This is a genomic window from Comamonas sp. F1-6 (genome assembly GCF_039581415.1).
GTDB lineage: Bacteria > Pseudomonadota > Gammaproteobacteria > Burkholderiales > Burkholderiaceae_C > Comamonas > Comamonas thiooxydans.
Genome location: NZ_JBCPWN010000005.1, coordinates 249,305 through 268,577 on the forward strand (window position 1 = coordinate 249,305; position 19,273 = coordinate 268,577).

General features: G+C 64.3%; 18 protein-coding genes. 9 read left to right on the top strand and 9 right to left on the bottom strand.

The features are described 5' to 3' along the window. The first annotated feature begins 123 nt into the window (after nt 1-123). A complete protein-coding gene (locus AAIL66_RS07750; protein WP_003065227.1) occupies nt 124-894 on the top strand; it encodes a slipin family protein in 771 nt (256 codons plus the stop codon). A 21-nt stretch (nt 895-915) separates the two neighbouring features. Here AAIL66_RS07750 and AAIL66_RS07755 read toward each other — a convergent pair whose 3' ends face one another. Next, nucleotides 916-2,115, bottom strand: a complete 1,200-nt coding sequence (locus AAIL66_RS07755; protein ID WP_003065229.1) for a threonine ammonia-lyase — start codon at nt 2,113-2,115, stop codon at nt 916-918. Nucleotides 2,116-2,419: 304 nt separating this feature from the next. On the opposite strand from AAIL66_RS07755, the gene boxC reads away from it, so the two are divergent. The 4 genes from boxC (at nt 2,420) to AAIL66_RS07775 (ending at nt 7,696) form a co-directional block, all read left to right on the top strand. Next, nucleotides 2,420-4,078, top strand: a complete 1,659-nt coding sequence (gene boxC / locus AAIL66_RS07760; RefSeq protein ID WP_343496403.1) for a 2,3-epoxybenzoyl-CoA dihydrolase — start codon at nt 2,420-2,422, stop codon at nt 4,076-4,078. A 42-nt stretch (nt 4,079-4,120) separates the two neighbouring features. Further along, nucleotides 4,121-5,545, top strand: coding sequence for a benzoyl-CoA 2,3-epoxidase subunit BoxB (gene boxB, locus AAIL66_RS07765; RefSeq protein WP_034392907.1), 1,425 nt, complete (start codon nt 4,121-4,123; stop codon nt 5,543-5,545). A 108-nt stretch (nt 5,546-5,653) separates the two neighbouring features. Next, a complete protein-coding gene (gene boxA, locus AAIL66_RS07770; protein ID WP_343496404.1) occupies nt 5,654-6,955 on the top strand; it encodes a benzoyl-CoA 2,3-epoxidase subunit BoxA in 1,302 nt (433 codons plus the stop codon). 138 nt (nt 6,956-7,093) lie between these two features. Continuing rightward, nucleotides 7,094-7,696 carry an HD domain-containing protein gene (locus AAIL66_RS07775; protein WP_343496405.1) on the top strand — a complete coding sequence of 201 codons (603 nt, stop codon included), beginning with the start codon at nt 7,094-7,096 and terminating at the stop codon, nt 7,694-7,696. A gap of 143 nt (nt 7,697-7,839) precedes the next feature. Here AAIL66_RS07775 and AAIL66_RS07780 read toward each other — a convergent pair whose 3' ends face one another. Next, nucleotides 7,840-8,568, bottom strand: a complete 729-nt coding sequence (locus AAIL66_RS07780; RefSeq protein ID WP_343496406.1) for an amino acid racemase — start codon at nt 8,566-8,568, stop codon at nt 7,840-7,842. Between the two features lies 1 nt (nt 8,569). Further along, nucleotides 8,570-9,451 (bottom strand): amino acid ABC transporter substrate-binding protein, encoded by an 882-nt coding sequence (locus tag AAIL66_RS07785; protein ID WP_343496407.1) that lies wholly within the window; start codon nt 9,449-9,451, stop codon nt 8,570-8,572. Nucleotides 9,452-9,730: 279 nt separating this feature from the next. Here AAIL66_RS07785 and AAIL66_RS07790 point away from each other — a divergent pair, with 279 nt between their 5' ends. Continuing rightward, nucleotides 9,731-10,954, top strand: a complete 1,224-nt coding sequence (locus AAIL66_RS07790) for a D-amino acid dehydrogenase (protein WP_343496425.1) — start codon at nt 9,731-9,733, stop codon at nt 10,952-10,954. Between the two features lie 15 nt (nt 10,955-10,969). Here the strand turns inward: AAIL66_RS07790 and AAIL66_RS07795 are convergent, their stop codons facing one another. Further along, the gene (locus AAIL66_RS07795) at nt 10,970-11,878 is read right to left on the bottom strand and encodes a LysR substrate-binding domain-containing protein (protein WP_034406684.1); all 909 of its coding nucleotides are present in this window, start codon (nt 11,876-11,878) and stop codon (nt 10,970-10,972) included. 21 nt (nt 11,879-11,899) lie between these two features. Further along, the gene (locus AAIL66_RS07800; RefSeq protein WP_012836574.1) at nt 11,900-12,466 is read right to left on the bottom strand and encodes a cob(I)yrinic acid a,c-diamide adenosyltransferase; all 567 of its coding nucleotides are present in this window, start codon (nt 12,464-12,466) and stop codon (nt 11,900-11,902) included. A 184-nt stretch (nt 12,467-12,650) separates the two neighbouring features. On the opposite strand from AAIL66_RS07800, the gene AAIL66_RS07805 reads away from it, so the two are divergent. Further along, a complete protein-coding gene (locus AAIL66_RS07805) occupies nt 12,651-13,019 on the top strand; it encodes an EF-hand domain-containing protein (protein WP_012836573.1) in 369 nt (122 codons plus the stop codon). Between the two features lie 24 nt (nt 13,020-13,043). On the opposite strand, the gene AAIL66_RS07810 is transcribed toward AAIL66_RS07805, so the two are convergent. Next, complete coding sequence (locus tag AAIL66_RS07810; protein WP_343496408.1) at nt 13,044-14,015, bottom strand: BMP family ABC transporter substrate-binding protein; 972 nt, start codon at nt 14,013-14,015, stop codon at nt 13,044-13,046. Nucleotides 14,016-14,030: 15 nt separating this feature from the next. Further along, a complete protein-coding gene (locus tag AAIL66_RS07815; RefSeq protein WP_343496409.1) occupies nt 14,031-15,029 on the bottom strand; it encodes a tripartite tricarboxylate transporter substrate binding protein in 999 nt (332 codons plus the stop codon). A gap of 299 nt (nt 15,030-15,328) precedes the next feature. Here AAIL66_RS07815 and AAIL66_RS07820 point away from each other — a divergent pair, with 299 nt between their 5' ends. Continuing rightward, nucleotides 15,329-16,756, top strand: a complete 1,428-nt coding sequence (locus tag AAIL66_RS07820) for an FAD-linked oxidase C-terminal domain-containing protein (protein ID WP_034382664.1) — start codon at nt 15,329-15,331, stop codon at nt 16,754-16,756. Between the two features lie 84 nt (nt 16,757-16,840). Here AAIL66_RS07820 and AAIL66_RS07825 read toward each other — a convergent pair whose 3' ends face one another. Both AAIL66_RS07825 and AAIL66_RS07830 read right to left on the bottom strand, forming a co-directional pair. Beyond that, nucleotides 16,841-17,668 (bottom strand): hypothetical protein, encoded by an 828-nt coding sequence (locus AAIL66_RS07825; RefSeq protein WP_003065256.1) that lies wholly within the window; start codon nt 17,666-17,668, stop codon nt 16,841-16,843. A 47-nt stretch (nt 17,669-17,715) separates the two neighbouring features. Beyond that, nucleotides 17,716-18,318, bottom strand: coding sequence for a tetratricopeptide repeat protein (locus tag AAIL66_RS07830; protein WP_003065258.1), 603 nt, complete (start codon nt 18,316-18,318; stop codon nt 17,716-17,718). Nucleotides 18,319-18,515: 197 nt separating this feature from the next. Between AAIL66_RS07830 and AAIL66_RS07835 the strand changes: the two genes are divergently transcribed. After that, complete coding sequence (locus AAIL66_RS07835) at nt 18,516-19,268, top strand: class I SAM-dependent methyltransferase (RefSeq protein ID WP_343496410.1); 753 nt, start codon at nt 18,516-18,518, stop codon at nt 19,266-19,268. Nucleotides 19,269-19,273 lie beyond the last annotated feature (5 nt).

Here is a 19,273-nt window from a genome sequence, read left to right on the forward strand (position 1 = left end):
CGCACTCGGAGTGCAACAGCATATGCTGGGCTTGCGGACGACCCGGCGCCGATTAAGAAATCGATGTGCACCGTCCAACGTCAGATCGCAGCGCCGAAGTCCCTCGCTGAAAGGATGGCTTCTATGGTTAGCGCTTCTTTCCTGTTCTGGCTGATCCTGCTGATGCTGGTGATTGGCCTGGGGACGGCGTCGATCCGGATTTTTCGCGAGTATGAGCGCGGCGTGGTCTTCACGCTGGGGCGCTTCTGGAAGGTCAAGGGGCCGGGACTGATCTTCATCATTCCTGCCATCCAGCAGGTGGTACGGGTGGATCTTCGCACCGTGGTCCTGGAGGTCCCCGCGCAGGATGTGATCTCGCGCGACAACGTCTCGGTCAAGGTCAATGCCGTGATCTATCTGCGCGTGGTGGATGCGGAAAAGGCGGTGATCCAGGTGGTCAATTATCTGGAGGCCACCAGTCAGCTCGCGCAAACCATGCTGCGCTCCGTACTGGGCAAGCATCAGCTCGACGAAATGCTGGCAGAGCGCGAATCGCTGAACCTGGATATCCAGCAGGCGCTGGATGCGCAAACCGACACCTGGGGCATCAAGGTCTCGAACGTGGAGATCAAGCAGGTCGATCTGACCGAATCCATGATCCGGGCGATCGCACGTCAGGCAGAGGCCGAGCGAGAACGCCGTGCCAAGGTGATTCACGCCGAAGGCGAGTTGCAGGCTTCGGAAAAACTGTCTCAGGCAGCGAAAGTTCTGGCGCAGGAGCCTCAGGCCATCTTGCTGCGCTACCTGGAGACGCTGACCGTGATCGGCGCGGACAGGAACACCACCGTGGTGTTCCCATTGCCCATGGACCTGGTGACCCCGCTGATCAAGAAGATCACGCCCCTGCAGGCCTGAGCAAGGCCTGCGGCTCAAGCCTCACACCAGGGCCGCCTCCATGCCTGCGCGGCGCAGTTGCTCCAGCACCTCGCTCACATGGGCGTGGCCGCGTGTCTGCAGCACGAACTCGATCTCCACATTCTGCGCGGCCAGCATGGTGAAGGCACGCTGGTGATGGACTTCCTCGATATTCGCGCCGGCTCCGGCCACCGTGGCCGTGATCTGGGCCAGCACGCCGGGTACGTCGCGCGCGCTGACACGCACACGCGCCAGACGACCGGAGCGCACCATGCCGCGCTCGATGATGGCAGCCAGCAGCATGGGGTCGATATTGCCGCCCGACAGCACCAGACCTATTTTCCGGCCCTTGAAGCGAGCGGGATAGCGCAGCAAGGCCGCCAGGCCCGCCGCCCCTGCGCCTTCGACCAAGGTCTTCTCGATCTCCAGCAGCATGAGCACGGCCTGCTCTATATCTCCTTCGTCCACCAGCAACAAATCGTCCACGCAGCGCTGCACCACCTCCTGGGTGATGATGCCTGGCTGGGTCACCGCAATGCCCTCGGCGATCGTCGAAGTCCCCATGGGAAGATCTGTGTGGCGCAGCGCATTGACCATGGAGGGAAAGCGCTGAGTCTGCACCCCCACGATCTCCATCTCGGGCTTGATGGCCTTGGCTGCCGTGGCAATGCCCGCAATCAGACCGCCGCCGCCAATGGCAATGATCAGCGCATCCAGATCGGGCTGTGCCTGCAGGATTTCCAGCGCCAGCGTGCCCTGGCCCGCAGCAATCGCTTCGTCGTCATAGGGATGGACAAAGGTCAGCTGCTGCTCCTGCGCCAGCTGATAGGCATGGGCTCGCGCCTCGGCCAATGTGTCGCCATGCAGCACCACCTCGGCACCGAAGCCGCGCGTGCGCTCCACCTTCACACCGGGAGTGAAGCGCGGCATGACGATGACAGCACGCAGACCCAGCCTTTGAGCGTGATAGGCCACGCCCTGGGCATGGTTGCCCGCACTCATGGCGACCACGCCGCGTGCGCGCTCGGCATCGCTGAGCATGAGCAGCTTGTTCAGCGCGCCACGCTCCTTGAAGGATGCAGTGAACTGCAGGTTCTCGAACTTGAGATAGACCTGCGCCCCCGTGATCTGCGAGAGCGTGCGTGATTCCACAAAAGGGGTTTGAAGGACGGCGCCATTCAGGCGCGCAGCGGCGGCTTGGATATCTGCAAAGGTCAGCATGGTGGATCCATTTTGCAAGCAGCTCATCACCCCGCGCCAGTGCTGGGTTTGCGAATCAAAGCCATCCGGCTCGGATGCTCAGTAATTGCTAGCTACTCGCCCTTTCCTAGCAAGGGAATAGCCGCCAAAACACTTCAAATCCGGCGCCGTTCCGCGAACTATGAGCACCTAAGGATTTCCCTTGGTTTCAGCGAAACATGCAACATAGTGCCTAAATTGACGTGCTTTTTTTCAATGCATCTGCATAATTGTGCCAACACCGAGTCAGTAACTGCACTATCTTTCATCTCAGCAGGAGCCGAGCATGCAGCAGCAAACCAACGTCGATTACCGCACAGAGCCCAGCCAGTACCGGCACTGGTCGTTTGAAGTGGATGCCAATATCGCCCGGCTCAAGCTGGACATCGCCGAGGACGCAGGCATACGCCCCGGCTACAAGCTCAAGCTCAACAGCTATGACCTGGGCGTGGATGTGGAGCTGCACGATGCGCTCAACCGCATCCGTTTTGAGCACCCGCAGGTGCGCTCCGTGATCGTGACCAGCGGCAAGGAACGCATCTTCTGCTCAGGTGCGAATATCTTCATGCTCGGTGTCTCGTCTCACGCCTGGAAGGTGAACTTCTGCAAGTTCACCAACGAGACGCGCAACGGCATGGAAGACAGCTCCAGGCACGACGGACTCAAGTTCGTCGCCGCTGTCAACGGTGCCTGCGCAGGCGGCGGCTACGAGCTGGCTCTGGCCTGCGATGACATCGTGCTGATCGACGACCGCTCTTCTTCCGTGTCACTGCCCGAGGTTCCGCTGCTGGGCGTGCTGCCTGGCACGGGCGGGCTGACGCGCGTGACCGACAAGCGCCATGTGCGTCACGACCTGGCCGACATCTTCTGCACCAGCGTGGAAGGCGTGCGCGGCCAGCGCGCCGTGGACTGGCGGCTGGTGGACGCGATTGCCAAGCCCGCACAATTTGCCGAAGTGGTGCAGCAACGTGCCACGGCCCTGGGCGAAAGCAGCCCGCGCCCGGCTTCCGCCAAAGGCGTACAGCTTGCCAGGCTGCAGCGCGAGCAAAGCCCGGACGGCCTGCACTATCGCCACGTCAGCGTGCAAATCGATCGCAGCAAGCGCAGTGCCACCATCACGGTCAAGGCTCCCCGTGGCGAACAGCCCGGCAGCATTGAAGCCATAGAAAGCGCAGGCGCCGCCTGGTGGCCGCTGGCCATGGGCCGCGAGCTCGACGACGCCATACTGCATCTGCGCACCAACGAGCTCGATGTGGGCACCTGGATTCTCAAGACCGAGGGCGATGCGCGCGCCGTGCTGGCGGCGGACCAGTCTTTGATTGCGCACAAGGATCACTGGCTGGTGCAGCAAACCACAGGCCTGCTGCGCCGTACCTTTGCACGCCTCGATGTGTCGTCGCGCTCGCTGTTCGCCCTGATCGAGCCCGGCTCCTGCTTTGTCGGCATGCTGGCCGAGTTGGTCTTCTGCGCCGATCGCGCCTACATGCTGGTGCTGCCCGACGAGCCCGAGCGCGAGCCCGTCATCGAGCTCGATGCCTTCAACTTCGGCCTGCTGCCGCTGGTCAACGATCAAAGCCGTCTGCAGCGTCGCTTCTATGAGGAGTCCGGGCCTCTGGAAGCCGCTCGCGCAGCGGTGGGCAAGCCGCTCAACGGCGATGCCGCGCAACAGCTTGGACTGGTCACCGCCGCGCTTGACGATATCGACTGGGAAGACGAGATCCGCATCGCCATGGAAGAGCGCGCCGCGATGTCGCCCGATGCGCTCACGGGTCTGGAAGCGAACCTGCGTTTTGCCAGCCAGGAAAACATGGTCACGCGCATCTTCGGGCGTCTGTCGGCCTGGCAGAACTGGATCTTCAACCGCCCCAACGCGGTGGGCGAAAAAGGGGCGCTGAAGCTCTACGGCACCGGACAGAAAGCCGGCTTCGATTTCAACAGGGTATGAGCCAACGGCCCTGAATCGGCAAAACATCACAGGAGACACCCCATGAGCAGCATCGACTACAGCCAGAAGATTCCCAACAACGTGGACCTCAGCGGCGACCGCACGTTGCAGCGTGCCCTGGAGAGCTGGCAGCCTAATTTCATCCGCTGGTGGGACGACGTGGGCCCCGAAGGATCGACCAACTACGATGTCTATCTGCGCACCGCGGTGAGCGTGGATCCGCAGGGCTGGGCGCAGTTCGGCTACGTCAAGATGCGTGACTATCGCTGGGGCATCTTCCTGAACCCGGCGGATCAGGAACGCAGCATTCACTTTGGCGATCACAAGGGCGAGAAAGCCTGGCAGGACGTGCCCGGTGAGCACCGCGCCAACCTGCGTCGCATCATCGTCACGCAAGGCGATACCGAGCCCGCATCGGTGGAGCAGCAGCGCCACCTTGGCCTGACCGCACCGTCCATGTACGACCTGCGCAATCTGTTCCAGGTCAATGTGGAAGAAGGCCGCCATCTCTGGGCCATGGTCTACCTGCTGCACAAGCATTTCGGACGTGACGGACGCGAGGAAGCCGAGGCACTGCTGGAGCGCCAGAGCGGCGATGAAAACAACCCTCGCATTCTGGGCGCCTTCAACGAAAAAACGCCGGACTGGCTGGCGTTCTTCATGTTCACCTACTTCACCGACAGAGACGGAAAATTCCAGCTCGCAGCGCTGGCCGAATCCGCGTTCGACCCTCTGGCACGCACCACCAAATTCATGCTGACCGAAGAGGCGCACCACATGTTTGTCGGCGAGTCCGGCGTCTCGCGCGTGCTGGCCCGAACCTGCCAAGTCATGAACGAACTCAAGACCGACGATGTGAACAAGCTGCGCAGCGCGGGCGTCATCGACCTGCCCACGATTCAGCGCTATCTGAACTTTCACTACAGCGTGACCATCGACCTGTTTGGTGCCGACCAGTCGAGCAATGCCGCCACCTTCTACAGCTCGGGCCTCAAGGGCCGTTACGAAGAGGGAAAGCGCGAGGACGACCACAGGTTGCACGACCAGAACTACAAGGTTCTGGAGGTGGTGGACGGCAAGTTGCAGGAGAAGGAAGTGCCCATGCTCAACGCCTTGAACGAGGTGCTGCGCGACGACTACATCAAGGACAGCAATGCCGGTGTGGGCCGCTGGAACAAGGTGATGGAAAAGGCCGGAATCGACTTCCGCCTGACGGTGCCGCACAAGGCCTTCAACCGGCAGATCGGCGCGCTGGCAGGCGTGCGCATCAGCCCCGACGGCCGTCCCGTCAGCGAGCCGGAATGGCTGGCCAGGAAGAACGAGTGGCTGGCCAGCGACGACGACCGCAACTTTGTCGCATCACTGATGAAGCCATGCCTGGAGCCCGGCAAGTTTGCCGGCTGGATTGCCCCGCCGGTCATGGGTATCAATCGCCAGCCCGTGGACTTCGAGTATGTGAAATTTTGATCCCCCCTGAGCGGCTGAGCCGCTTCCCCCAAGGGGGACGACATCCTCGCGGCGGGGCGGCCCTTGCTCGATGTCACTGAGTTGGGTTGCCACGGTTTGGAGAACGAAATGAGCACCATCACGCTGATTGAAAACGGCATCCTGAAGCAGCATCTGATCGACCCCGAAATCTGCATTCGCTGCAATACCTGCGAGGCGACCTGCCCCGTGAACGCCATCACGCATGACGACAACAACTATGTGGTCATGGCGGACAAGTGCAACGGCTGCATGGACTGCATCTCGCCCTGCCCGACCGGCTCCATCGACAACTGGCGGCTGGTGTCGGCAAGCAAGCCCTACAGCGTGGCCGAACAACTGGGCTGGGAGAGCCTGCCCGAAGAGCTTTCCGCCGATGTGCTGGCCGCCGCGCAGACGGCCGAGAATGTCGGCGATGTGCAGGATCTGAGCCAGGCCCAGGCCGTGATCGCGGCCGCAGCCGGTCTGGCCGAAAGCGGCGCTGCGGAAGTCTTTCGCGCAGCCAGCTATGGCGCCACCACACCGCCCTGGTCTGCCGCCCATGCCTACACCAATCTGCATGGTCCCAAGGCTGCGGTGACGGCCACGGTGGTGGGCAATCTGAACTGCACGGAGGCCGGCTTCGACAACGAGACCCACCATATCGTGCTGGACTTCGGCGCCATGCCTTTTCCGGTGCTCGAAGGCCAGTCGCTGGGCATTGTCCCGCCCGGTGTGGATGCCGGCGGCAAGCCCCATGTGGCGCGCCAGTACTCGATTGCCAGCGCCCGCAACGGCGAGCGCCCCGGCTACAACAATCTGGCATTGACCGTGAAACGCGTGGTCGAGGATCACCAGGGCCAGCCCGTGCGCGGCGTGGCCAGCAACTATCTCTGCGATCTGCAGGTGGGTGACAAGGTGCAGGTCATCGGTCCGTTCGGCAGCAGCTTTCTCATGCCCAACCACCCGCGCTCGCACATCGTGATGATCTGCACCGGCACGGGCAGCGCGCCCATGCGCGCCATGACGGAATGGCGCCGCCGCCTGCGCAAGAGCGGCAAGTTCGACAGCGGCAAACTGCTGCTGTTCTTCGGTGCGCGCACGCCTCAGGAGCTGCCCTATTTCGGCCCCCTGCAAAACCTGCCCAAGGATTTCATCGACATCAACTTCGCCTTCTCTCGCGTGGCCGGCCAGCCCAGGCGCTATGTGCAGGACGCCATGCGCGAGCGCTCGGCCGATCTCATGGAATTGCTGCGCGACGACAACACGCACATCTATGTCTGCGGTCTCAAAAGCATGGAGGACGGCGTCGTGCTGGCCCTGCGCGACGTGGCCCAGCAAGCAGGCCTGGGCTGGGAGGAACTGGGAGCCAGACTCAAGCGCGAAGGACGTCTGCACCTGGAAACCTATTGAGGCCTCGAGCCCGCGCGAATCCTGTGGACGGCAAACAGGATTCGCGCATCAACGCTGCGGCTGCATGTCATGCCCTTGACAGCGCAGCCCCTGCCAGCGCCCTACAGTGCAACGACCATAACCCACGAAAGACATGGCATGAATGCACGGGCGAACTTTCTGCGCATGCAAGACAGCACGCGTGAAGACTGGCAGTTGATCGGCGGCGAATTTGCACAGTTCACCCAGGGTCTGCCCGAGCGGGTGATGGCCCATCTGAAGCTGCTGGAGGGCGACTATGGCGGCTTTCCGGTGGACCGCTACACCCACTCGCTGCAAACCGCTACGCGCGCGCTGCGCGATGGCCGTGACGAGGAGTATGTGGTGTGCGCGCTGCTGCACGACATTGGCGATACCCTCGGGTCCTTCAACCACCCCGACATAGCCGCCGCGATTCTCCAGCCCTTTGTGAGCGAGGCCAATCACTGGATGGTCCAGCATCACGGCATCTTCCAGGGCCATTACTTCTTCCATCACATCGGCCTGGACAGGGACATGCGCGAGCAGTTCCGGGAACATCCGCACTACCAGCGCACGGCCGAGTTCTGCGAACTCTATGACAACCCGGCCTTCGATCCCCGGGCCGAGACCCTGCCCCTGAGTGAATTCGAGCCCATGCTGCGCCGCCTGATGCAGCGGCCCCGGCAAAGCATCTACAAGGCCGCCATGGACTCGGAGATGCGGGACGCCCGGAAGTCCTAGCACGCGCCGGCAAACCACCATTAAAAGATGAGCTGGCACCGCACACCCATCAACAGATCTGGCCATTATTCGATACCTATCTGTTGTGTGGCAGGCGATTGCAGCTCATCTTTTTACAGGGCTCTGGCCCTCCCTCGCCGCGACTAATGCGCGTAGGCGTCCTGCGCCAGCGCGCAGGCCAGTATCCAGGCCGGGTCCACCAGCTCGGCGCCACAGGCCTGCGGCGCCTGCGGCAGGGCCAGCGGAATCTCGGTGCAGCCCATGATCACGGGCACGGCGCCGTGGTGCTGCAGCAGCGGCGCCAGCACCTCGCCGAAGCATTGCACGGCCAGCGGCATGTCACCTTGTTTCACGCCCTCGTAGATGCCTTGCATAAGCCGGTCCCGGCCCGCCTGTCCGGGACGCAGCGCGGCAATGCCGCAATCGGCCAGCGCCGCGTCGTAGAGCCCGCTGTCATAGGTTCCGTCCGTGGCCAGCACCAGGGCTTGGCGCGCGCCGCCTGCCTTCAGGTACAGCGCCGTCTGCTGCGCGATGTGCAGCACGCGCAGCTGCGGGAAAAACGCCTGTATCTGCCCATGCCAGGCATGGGCCGTGTTGCAGGCCAGGGCCACGCTGCGCACACCCAGGGCCGCGAGCCGGCCCGCGCCCTGCAGCAGATGCGCAGCCGGGCCCGCAGGTGACTGCGGATCGCGGCGCAGCGCCTGTGTGCGATCGGGCATGGGCAGTTGCACCAGCCAGTGCTCGGGATAGGCCTGGTCATGCACGGGCAGGCCCTGGTCCTGCAGGTGCCGGGTGCAGGCCTGCACGAACAGGCGCACGAAATCCGCGCCCGCTGCAGGCCCCATGCCGCCGAGAATGCCCACTGCCCGCATCTCAGAACGCCGGCTTGTCGCCGCGCTCCTGCAGGTTGCGCTGCAGCTGCTCGCTCATGGGCAGACCCAGTGCCGCGTTCTTGGGCGGAATGGGCTGCATGAACCATCTGTCGTAGAGCCTGGCGAAAGCGCCCGACTTCATCATGTCGCCGATCACGCCATCCACCAGCTGCTTGAACTGCGGGTCGTCCTTGCGCAGCATGCAGGCATAGGGCTCGACCTGCAGCGCATCGGCCACGACGTGGAAATCCTTGGGATTCTTGGCGTTGGCGATCAGGCCATAGAGCAGGATGTCGTCCATGCCAAAGGCTGCGGCGCGGTCGTTCTCGACCAGCAGAAAGCCGTCGGCATGGTCCTTGGCCATGACGATGTTCATGCCCCAGCCCTGCTCGGCATTGGCCTTGCGCAGCACCTGCAGATTGGTGGTGCCGGTGGTGATGGCCGCGGTCTTGCCCTTGAGGTCGGCATAGTTCTGGATGCCCGAGCTCTTCTTCACCAGCAGCCGCGTGCCGGTGTAGAAGTGGTTGATGGCAAAACCCACCTCCTTGGCCCGCACCGTGTTGTTGGTGGTCGATCCGCACTCCAGGTCTATGGTGCCGTTGGCCAGCAGCGGCATGCGGTTTTGCGAGGTCACGGCCTGCCAGCGCACCTCCAGCGCGGGCAGGTTCAACTGCTTCTTCACGGCTTCGGCCACCGTCTGCGAAAGCTCCACGGTCATGCCTATGGGCTTGCCGTTGTCCAGGTAGCTGAAGGGCACGGAGGACTCGCGGTAGGCCAGCGTGATGCGCCCGCTGTCGCGCACCTTGGCCAGGGTATCGGCATGGGCAGCGCCCAGAAAACCCAGGCCCAGTGCCGCACAAAGCACGGTGGAGTGAAGTTGCATGCGGTGTCTCCTCTTCGGTGGTGGATGTGCCGCCAGTGTAGAAAGCGCGCCAGGCTTCGGGGGATGACAATATCGGGCTGGTCCATGTCCCTGGTTTATGGGTGGCAGCGCAGGCACTGCCATGCTCCGGTAAACACCGCGACCGAGGGCCGCCCGGCCGCACGCATACATCGACATCGCGTGGGCAGACCATAACCTGGGTGCATACCCTGCATGTCAAATGCCATGGCTGCGCAGCCCCGTACGGGCCTACAGTGCGGCAGCATGGAGAAACGATCAATGCATGTCTGCATCGTGGGCGCCGGCATCGTCGGCCTGGCCACCGCCTATGCGCTGCAGCGCGCGGGCTGCCGCGTCACGATCCTGGAGCGCGGGCCCGGCCCGGCAACGGGCGCCAGCGGCGGCAACGGCGCGCAGCTCAGCTATTCCTATGTGCAGCCGCTGGCCGATCCCGGTATCTGGAAGATGCTGCCGCAGCTGCTGCTGGAAAAGGACTCGCCGCTGGCCCTGCGTCTGCGCGCCGATCCCGCCCAATGGGCCTGGGGGCTGCGCTTTCTGGGCGCCTGCAATGCACGCGCCTCCATGGCCGGCACGCAGGCGCTGCTGAGGCTGGCCGCCGAAAGCCGGCAGGCCTTCGAGAGCCTGCAGGCGCAGGAGTCCCTGAGTTGCGCATTGCACACGCCGGGCAAGCTGGTGCTGTACGACACGCAGCAGGGCCTGGATGCCGCAGCCCGGCAGGTGGCCCTGCAATCGCGCCTTGGCGGCGCCAGCCAGCAGGTGGTGGATGCCACCGCCGCCGTGCGCCTGGAGCCCGCGCTGGCCGGCTACAGGGGCCGCATGGCGGGCGCTGTTCACACCCCCAGCGAAAGCGCCGCCGACTGCCGCCAGCTGTGCGAGCAGCTGGCGGCGCTGCTGGCCGTGCGCGGCGCCGAGCTGCGCTACGACACCGAGGTGCTGGGCTTCGAGCGCCAGGGCGACGCTGTCACCGGCCTGCGCACCGCCGCAGGCCTGCTGCAGGCCGAGCATTACGTGCTGGCCAGCGGCTGGGAAAGCCCGGCCCACGCGCGTCAGCTGGGCCTGCGCCTTCCCGTCTATCCGCTCAAGGGCTATAGCATCACCGTGGACATAGCATCCGACCACAGTCAGGCCGCGCCGCGCGTGAGCGTGACCGACACCGCGCGCAAGGTGGTGTTCGCGCGCCTGGGCGAGCGCCTGCGCGTGGCCGGCATGGTGGAGATCATCGGCCGCGACACACGTATCGATCCGGCCCGCATCGACAGCCTGCGCCGCTCCACGCAGCAGGTCTTTGCCCAGCTGCCGCTGCAGGGCTCGCTGCATCCCTGGAGCGGCATGCGCCCGGCCACCCCCACGGGCTTGCCCATCACCGGCCGCCAGCGCGGCGGCCCACGCAATCTGTGGCTGCAGACCGGCCATGGCGCGCTGGGCCTGACGCTGGCCTTCGGCTCGGCACAGCGGCTGGTCGCGCAGATGCACGCTGCCTGAGCGCGGGCCTGCCGCTCAGGAGGCGCTCAGAAGCTCCTGCAGGGCCTTGCGCATTTCCTGGGTCATGGCGCGCGCCAGCACCGAGCCCGGGCGTTGAGGCAGGCTCAGCGCATTCACTCCCACGGTGATGCGCGGCAGCAGCGGCACCACATGCACTCGGCGCCGGTCGGCCGCCAGGGCCGTGCAACCATCCATGATGGCCGCGCCCAGCCCGTATTCGGCCATGGACAGCGCCGCATGGTAGGTCTGCACCGTCACCACAGGCGACAGCCCCACGCCATGCTCGCGGCAGGCCTGACCCAGGCGCATGCCCAGCGGGTCGCGCGCATCGAGCGCGACCAGGGGCAGATCGGCCAGATCCATGAGTTCCATGCCTTCGGCGCGCACGCGCGAAGGCGGCAGCAGTCCCTTGGGCAAGACGCAGAACATGTCCACTTCGGCCAGCAGCTCGTGCTCCAGCGCGGGCTGACCCACGGAGCTGATCACAAAGCCCACATCGGCCTCCTGCAGCAGCAGGGCCGACACCACCTGCGGCGTGTGCAGCGCCTGCACGTGCACCTGGACCTGCGGATGGCGACGCCTGAAGCCCGCCACGGCGCGCGGCAACACCTCGCGGCTGAGCGCGAACACCGTCAGCACATTGAGCCGGTCGGCCGACTGACCATGACGCAGATTGGCGGCCAGGCGCTGCACCTCGTCGAGCTGCTCGAACAGCTTCTCGATATGCGGAAACAGGGCCAGCGCTTCATTGGTCGGCGTCAGCCGCCCCCGCGCGCGTTGGAACAGCGCAAAGCCCATCTGCAACTCGGCATGCTGCAGCGTGCGGCTGACCGCGGGCTGGGTGACGTTGATGAGGCGCGCGGCCGCGCTGACGCTGCCGGTCTGCATCACGGCATTGAAGACCTCGATATGTCGCAGACGCATGCCCGGCCTCCTGCCACCGCCTCACTCGGACTGCGCGCGCGCCAGGCGTTCGCTCTTCCAGTACACATCGTCGCCGCCGTCGAGGCGGTTGAGCACGCGGGCCAGCACGAACAGCAGATCGGACAGGCGGTTCAGATACTGGCGCGGCGCGGCTCGCATGGCCTCGGCCTGCTCCAGTGCCACCACCTGGCGCTCGGCACGGCGCGCCACGGTGCGGCATACATGGGCCTGGGCGGCAGCACGTGTGCCGGCCGGCAGTATGAACTCCTGAAGACGCGGCAGCTGCGCGTTGTAGTGGGCCAGCGCGTTGTCGAGCTGCAGCAGTGCATCGTCCTTGAGCAGCTCATAGCCCGGCATGGACAGCTCGCCGCCCAGGTTGAACAACTGGTGCTGGATGTCGATCAGCAGGTCGCGCACCTCCTGGGGCATTGGCTCGCACAGCAGCAGGCCGATATGCGAGTTCAGTTCATCCACATCGCCCATGGCATGCGGGCGGCCGCTGTTCTTGGAAACGCGGGTGTTGTCTCCGAGGCCGGTGGTTCCGTCATCTCCGGTGCGGGTGGCGATTTGCGTGAGGCGGTTGCCCATGGGTCATCCCTTGTCAAAGCTGCGAGTTTTCAGGGCCGGAGCGGCCCTCAGATACTGCCGCCATTGTGCGTTACAGCCCGCAGGCAAATGTAGTCTGAGGCAACAGCAGGCAAAAGTGCTGGCCCTTTGCCGCCTCACAGGGTGCAATGCACTCCTGTTATCGCATAGAGAAGGAATGCCATTCATGAACAAGAAGAATCTGCTCAATTGCAAGGTCTCGTCATTCGAAGTCGTCAGCGTGGTGCTGTTTTCTGCGCTCACCCTGGGCGGGGGCATGGCTTTTGCGCAAACCGGCGGCGGCAACGCCGGCAACAACAAGGAGCCTGCGCGCATCGTGCAGTCGGGTTCCGCCACCGGCGTGCAGCAGGCGCCGACTGCAAAAAGCAGCGTGCAAGCGGCCTTCGAGCGTGCCGACGCCAATCGCGACGGTCAGCTCAGTGCGCAGGAAGCACGCCAGCTGCCTGTCATCTCCCAGCGCTTCGAAGAGATCGACAGCGACCGCAACGGCCAGCTGTCACGCGCCGAATTCGACAAGGGTGCTCAGCAGTACTGAGGCCCTGCCGCGGCGCTTTCCTGGTCACGCCGCAGCGCCGAGCTCCTCCTGCGGCAAGGCGAACTCGGCCCCGGCATAGTCCAGGTGAATCTCGAACTCGCGGCGCAGCAGGCGCTGCGCCCAGTCTTCGACCAGGCTGCGCTGCGCAGCACTCACCCCGGCCCCCATTTCCAGCCGAACCAGACTCGGCTCCTCAAGGCCAAAGGCACGAAAGCCACCCAGCGGCAGCAGACCCCGGGCATGGTCCTCGACGGCGCGAAACAAGGCCTCGCCGGAATCGCAGATCGCCGAGGCCACAAACACTTCGGGGTCACGTTCCACCCAGTTCAGCACATTGCCGATCTGCGCCACGCCATGCGCCCGGCAGGCCTGCGTGACGCCGGGGCGGCCGCCATCCAGCATGGCAAACACAATGTCCAGGCCCGTCTGCTCGACCATTGCCGAGACACAGGTCCGGGCCCAGCCCGGGCGATGCTGGTGACCGCAGAACTGGGTGACCAGCTGCCCCTCAAAACCGGCGCGCCTGAGACCGTCCGCATAGGCCGCGCGGCCACGCAGACCTGGCGGCACTTTCTCGCCCGAGAAATGCCCCACCTTGCCCGTCTTGCTCCACTGGCTGGCCAGCACGCCGGCGAGGAATGCCGATTGCTCCTGCAGCACCTCGTAACGCGCCACATTGGGTGCAGCCCAACTGCCTTGCGTCACCGCAAAGGCCTGCTCGGGCCAGCGCTCGGCCAGGATCTGCACCGGACCGTCACCCTGACCGCCATGCGCAAGAATCAGCGCATAGCGGCCGCCGCACAATGCGGACATTTCGGCGGCGCGCTGCTGCGCCGACTGGCCGGCCACCCAGAGCACATCGACCTCATGGCCGGCATTTCTGGCCTTGTGGGCTCCACGCAGTCCCGACTCGTTGAAACTGCCCTGCCCTTCGGGGCCAAACAGCACCACGGCATAGCGTGGCTTACGGGGTGAATACAGTTTCTCGCTGCTCATTGTTGTCTCTTCTGCTTAAAGTTTTGCACCTGTCTTTTTCGCGATATCTCCCCAGGCCAGATGCTGGTCCGCAATCAGCTGGGTGAAGGCTTTGGATTCCATATCCCGGGTCACGAATCCCTGGGCTTCGAGCGTCTGTGCAAACTCAGGACGCGCGCTGATCTGCCGCACCGCGCTGGCGATTCTTTCGGCCAGCGCCCTGGGCAAGCCGGCGGGAGCCGAAATGCCGACGAAGTTTTCGGAGACCAGTTGCGCCAGCCCCAGCTCGGCCACACTGGGCACCGCCGGTGCCTGCGCCACGCGGCGTGGCGATGTCAGCGCCAGCAGCTTGAGCCGGCCCTGCTTGTGCAGCGCGATGTTCTGCGGCAGCGCATCGATGGCCAGCTTGATATGGCCGCTGAGCAGATCCGCACGCATGGGACCGGCACCGCGATAAGGCACATGCTCCATGGACAGCTTGAGCGTCTGCGCAAACTGCTCGCCCACCAGATGCCCCACCGAGGCAGCGCCGCCGCTGCCAAAGGCCACGGGGGCAGGCTGCTCCTTGATCCAGCTCACCAGCTCGCTCAGGCTGTTGGCGGGCACCGAGGGATGCACGGCAAACACCGTGGGCACCGCGCCGATATAGGCCAGGTGTTCGAAGCTGCGCAAGGGGTCGTAGCCAGGGCTTTGCAGCAGCGATGGTGCTATCGACAGCGCCGCCGAATTCGATACCAGCAGCGTGTAGCCGTCGTTGGCGCTGTGCGCCACGATCTGCGCGCCAATCGACGAGCCCGCGCCGGGCTTGTTGTCTATGACCACGCTCTGGCCCAGCTTCTCGGCCAGCGCGGGAGCCAGCACCCGCGCCACGATATCGCTGGAGCCGCCGGGCGGGAATGTCACGACCAGTTTGATGGGCCGCACCGGCCAGGCCTGGGTCTGCGCCGCACGCACATGCCATGCCGCGCCCAGCATGCCTGCCGCCGACACCCCGGCCAGCCCCTGTATGAATGATCTGCGATCCCTATCGCGCATAGCTCCGCCCTCCGAACTGCTTTTGGTTTGAAGCGAGCTCTGCAGCGCACGCCATGAGGCTTGCCAATATAGGCACACCCGGCACAAACCCTAAACACTGATTTCTCATTAGCTAGGGCGGAACTTATCTATGTGCCCGCGCCAGACGGCTGCGCCACGACGAAACCGCGATCTCTGCCAGCTCCAATGGGCATGCGCCATGCGTAGCGATTGCGACCTTGAGCGGCATGGCCTAGTACCCAATACGTACACGCCCGGACCGGGCCTGGTGGTATTCTTTTTCTCCTCTGGAGACCCCGATGAACGCACCTGTTGCCCATACCTCGCTGCAGCCCGATTTCGTGCAGCGCCCCATCCCCGAAGAATTTCTGCAGGCTCTGCAAACACGTTTCGGCGGCCAGTGCTCCACGGCCTTGGCCGTGCGCGAGCAACATGGCCGCGACGAAGGCGCGATTTCCGCGCCCCCTCCGGCAGCCGTGGTGTTTGCCGAATCCACCCAGGACGTGCAGGATGCCGTCAAGCTCTGCGACCAGTACGGCGTGCCCGTGATTGCCTATGGCGCCGGATCGTCGCTGGAAGGTCATCTTCTGGCCGTGCAAGGCGGCATCACCATCGACGTCAGCCGCATGAGTCGCGTGCTCTCGGTCAACACCGAAGACCTGACCATCACCGTGCAACCCGGCATCACGCGCAAGGCGTTGAACGAGGCCATCAAGGACACCGGCTTCTTCTTTCCCATCGACCCCGGTGCCGACGCTTCGATTGGCGGCATGACCTCGACCCGCGCCAGCGGCACCAATGCCGTGCGCTACGGCACCATGCGCGAGAACGTGCTGGCCCTGGAGGTAGTGACGGCCAGCGGCGAAGTGGTGCGCACAGGCAACCGCGCCAAGAAGAGCGCCGCCGGCTACGACCTGACCCGCCTGCTGGTGGGCAGCGAAGGCACGCTGGGCATCTTCACCGAGATCACGCTGCGCATCTACCCGCTTCCCGAAGCGGTGAGCGCAGCCATCTGCTCTTTCTCCAGCATCGAGAACGCCGTGCACACGGTGATCCAGACCATCCAGATGGGCATTCCCATCGCCCGCGTGGAACTGGTCGATGTGAACTCCGTGCGCATGGTCAATGCCTACAGCAAGCTGTCCCTGCGTGAAGAGCCCATGCTGCTGATGGAGTTCCACGGCTCCCCCACCGGCGTGAAGGAGCAGGCCGAGATGGTTCAGGACATTGCCCATGAATTCGGCGGCAATGCCTTTGAATGGGCCGAACGCCCCGAAGACCGTACGCGTCTGTTCACCGCGCGCCACAACGCCTATTTCGCGGCCGTCTCCAGCGTGCCCGGATGCCGCTGCATCACCACCGATGCCTGCGTGCCCATCAGCCGCCTGGCCGATGCGCTGCTGGAGTGCGTGACCGAGGCCGATGCCAGCGGCATCCCCTACTTCCTGGTCGGCCACGTGGGCGACGGCAACTTCCACTTCGGCTATCTGATCGACCCCGACAACGATGCCCAGCGTCAGCAGGCCGAGCAACTCAACCACACGCTGGTGGCGCGCGCGATTGCGCTGGGCGGCACCTGCACGGGCGAGCACGGCATCGGCATCCACAAGCAGGGCTTTTTGCTCGAAGAGGCGGGAGCCGGTGCGGTGCAGATGATGCGTGCCATCAAGCAGGCTCTGGACCCCAAGAACATCCTGAACCCGGGCAAGATCTTTCAGCTGCAGTGAGCCTCGCTCGCGCTTGCTGAAGACGCGCAAACCATGAAAAAGGGCCTGCAGTTGCAGGCCCTTTTCTGTTCTCGGATCGGCGCTTTACTTGCCGACCTTGAGCTGACCGCCACGACCCAGGCCGCCCTTGACTTCCTGTGCCTTGTAGTTGCGCAGCGAGATCACCATGTTGTTGTAGGCATCCATGAAGGCGGCGACCGTGGCCTTGCCTTCGGGTGAGCGCGAGAAGCCGCCCAGACCACCGCCCACGCCACCACCGAACGCGCCCATGGCTGCGCCGAAGTTGGTGGCTGTGGAGTTGCCTTCGGAGATGGAGATCTGCACGCCAGAACGGATGTCGAACATGCTCAGCGTCACCACCGAAGCCTTGCTCTGCATGGCACCGCCGATCAGCGTACCCACATTGCCGAACAGACCGCCCACGCCCGCTGCCAGCTGACCGGTTGCATCGTTGTCGATGATGATGGAAGGCTCCATGTAGTAATCGGCTGCCACGCGCTGGCCCTTTTGCTGCTTGGAGCCGGCGCGGAATTCACCGGAGTTGCGCTGCTTGTCGGTGATCGCCGACATCTTGCTTTCGGTGCGGTTGTTGCCGATGGAGGTGATCACAAAGCAGTTGGACTGCTGCACGGCCAGACGGATCAGGGGCTCGATGGTCGTGATCTTGGTGGCGGCGCCAAAGCTCGCATACCACTCCTTGCCGCGACCGTCGTCCACGGCCAGCGTACCCAAAGGAGCATCGCAACGCTCGAGCGTAGAGTTCGCATTCACGCTGGTTGCGCCGCCCGCTGCGCCAGTGGCAGCCGTGGGAGCCGTACCCGTGGAAATGGTGCCGCCGCCGGGGGTCACGCAACCGCCCAGTGCCAGGGCCGATGCGATAGCTGCCAGACGCAGCGTTGTCTTCTTGGACATAGTGATGCTTTCAAAAAAATAGAAAATGCTGCAGCGCTCACAGCGCCTCAGCGGTAATACCAACCCGACGAACCCCACACCATGTAGTAGGGCGCGCCCACATACCAGCCATTCCAGGACTTGCGCTCGTCCTCGATGGCCTGATAGCGTGCATGAGCATTCTGTTTGGCGGCCTGCGCCTGGGGCAGCAGGCGCTTGGCTTCCTTGAAGCCCTTGGCGGCAGCACGCGACAGCCAGGCCTCGGCTTCGGCGGGGTCCGGGCCCATCTCTTCAAAGCCCAGCAGATACAGACGGCCCAATGCAAACTGGGCCTGACCGTTACCGGCATCGCCGGCCTTGCGCATCCATTCGATGGCCTGATAGCTGTTGCGCTCCACGCCATCGCCGCGCAGATAGCGCAGTCCCAGGTCATAGGCTGCGCGAGGATCGGCCTCGGCTTTTTGCACCAGTGCCGCCAGGCGGCGCTCCGCCTCGGGATTGACGGGCTCGCCACGGAAAGTCGCGACATTGCGCGGCAGCTCGGAACAGTTATTGCCTTCGCACAGGCGCACGGTGGGCGAAGCAGGTGCCAACTGCTCCTGCGGTGTCTGTACCGCGCATGCTGTCAATGCAAGAGCCGCCAATGAAAAGGTGGGGGCGAGCAGGCGCATGGATGTCTCCTCTGAATTCTCGGCCGCTGAAAGCCGAAAAGTATACATAAGCAAAAATCAGTAATTTTTACGACGAGTTGACAACACGCATACCCCACCAAAGAGGGGTATGCCGCACAAAATGCAAAATCCCGACAAGGCCTTGCCTGCACTTCGGTGTCGTGGAGCCTGTGTATGACGGATACATTTCAAAACTCATGACAAAAAAATGGCTTGCCTCGACCTGGCCTCTGCCTGCACTGCTCGTCTGGCTGCTGGCCTGGGTGATCTTTGCGGGTCTGGCGCGCCTGCTGCCCTGGTGGCTGGCCCTGCTGGTCGGCGGCGGCTTCAGCACGGCGGCCAGTCTCTGCGGACCCAACTGGTGGCGCAGGCTCATCATTGCGGCCGGGTTTCCGCTGTCGTTTCTGGTGCTCAGCGCCAGCCAGTTGCCCGCCTGGGGCTGGCTGCTGCCTCTGGCCTTGCTGCTGCTGATCTACCCGCTCAATGCCTGGCGTGATGCCCCGGTCTTTCCAACGCCGTTAAATGCACTCAAAGGGCTGGCAGAGGTCGTGCAATTGCCGGTGCAGGCGCTGGTGCTGGACGCCGGATGCGGCATGGGCGATGGCTTGCGCGCGCTGCGCAGCGCGCTGCCGCAGGCCCGCCTCAATGGTCTGGAATGGAGCTGGCCACTGGCGATTGCCAGCGCCCTGCGCTGCCCCTGGGCACGCGTGCGGCGTGGCGATATCTGGCTGGCCGACTGGAGCGGCTATCAGCTGGTCTATCTGTTCCAGCGGCCCGAAAGCATGGGCCGCGCCGCTGTCAAGGCTGCCACCGAGATGCAGCCCGGCAGTTGGCTGGTGAGCCTGGATTTCCAGCTGCCCGGCGTGGAAGCGACGGCATGCCTGCAAGGCAATAGTCGCCACAAGGTATGGATCTACGCCATTCCGCTGGATGGCGCAAAACGCAGCTGAGACGC

Coding starts and splice junctions, on each gene's coding strand:
- AAIL66_RS07750 (WP_003065227.1), top strand. CDS start 124: ATGGTTAGCGCTTCTTTCCTGTTCTGGCTGATCCTGCTGATGCTGGTG.
- AAIL66_RS07755 (WP_003065229.1), bottom strand. CDS start 2,115: ATGCTGACCTTTGCAGATATCCAAGCCGCCGCTGCGCGCCTGAATGGC.
- boxC (WP_343496403.1), top strand. CDS start 2,420: ATGCAGCAGCAAACCAACGTCGATTACCGCACAGAGCCCAGCCAGTAC.
- boxB (WP_034392907.1), top strand. CDS start 4,121: ATGAGCAGCATCGACTACAGCCAGAAGATTCCCAACAACGTGGACCTC.
- boxA (WP_343496404.1), top strand. CDS start 5,654: ATGAGCACCATCACGCTGATTGAAAACGGCATCCTGAAGCAGCATCTG.
- AAIL66_RS07775 (WP_343496405.1), top strand. CDS start 7,094: ATGAATGCACGGGCGAACTTTCTGCGCATGCAAGACAGCACGCGTGAA.
- AAIL66_RS07780 (WP_343496406.1), bottom strand. CDS start 8,568: ATGCGGGCAGTGGGCATTCTCGGCGGCATGGGGCCTGCAGCGGGCGCG.
- AAIL66_RS07785 (WP_343496407.1), bottom strand. CDS start 9,451: ATGCAACTTCACTCCACCGTGCTTTGTGCGGCACTGGGCCTGGGTTTT.
- AAIL66_RS07790 (WP_343496425.1), top strand. CDS start 9,731: ATGCATGTCTGCATCGTGGGCGCCGGCATCGTCGGCCTGGCCACCGCC.
- AAIL66_RS07795 (WP_034406684.1), bottom strand. CDS start 11,878: ATGCGTCTGCGACATATCGAGGTCTTCAATGCCGTGATGCAGACCGGC.
- AAIL66_RS07800 (WP_012836574.1), bottom strand. CDS start 12,466: ATGGGCAACCGCCTCACGCAAATCGCCACCCGCACCGGAGATGACGGA.
- AAIL66_RS07805 (WP_012836573.1), top strand. CDS start 12,651: ATGAACAAGAAGAATCTGCTCAATTGCAAGGTCTCGTCATTCGAAGTC.
- AAIL66_RS07810 (WP_343496408.1), bottom strand. CDS start 14,015: ATGAGCAGCGAGAAACTGTATTCACCCCGTAAGCCACGCTATGCCGTG.
- AAIL66_RS07815 (WP_343496409.1), bottom strand. CDS start 15,029: ATGCGCGATAGGGATCGCAGATCATTCATACAGGGGCTGGCCGGGGTG.
- AAIL66_RS07820 (WP_034382664.1), top strand. CDS start 15,329: ATGAACGCACCTGTTGCCCATACCTCGCTGCAGCCCGATTTCGTGCAG.
- AAIL66_RS07825 (WP_003065256.1), bottom strand. CDS start 17,668: ATGTCCAAGAAGACAACGCTGCGTCTGGCAGCTATCGCATCGGCCCTG.
- AAIL66_RS07830 (WP_003065258.1), bottom strand. CDS start 18,318: ATGCGCCTGCTCGCCCCCACCTTTTCATTGGCGGCTCTTGCATTGACA.
- AAIL66_RS07835 (WP_343496410.1), top strand. CDS start 18,516: ATGACAAAAAAATGGCTTGCCTCGACCTGGCCTCTGCCTGCACTGCTC.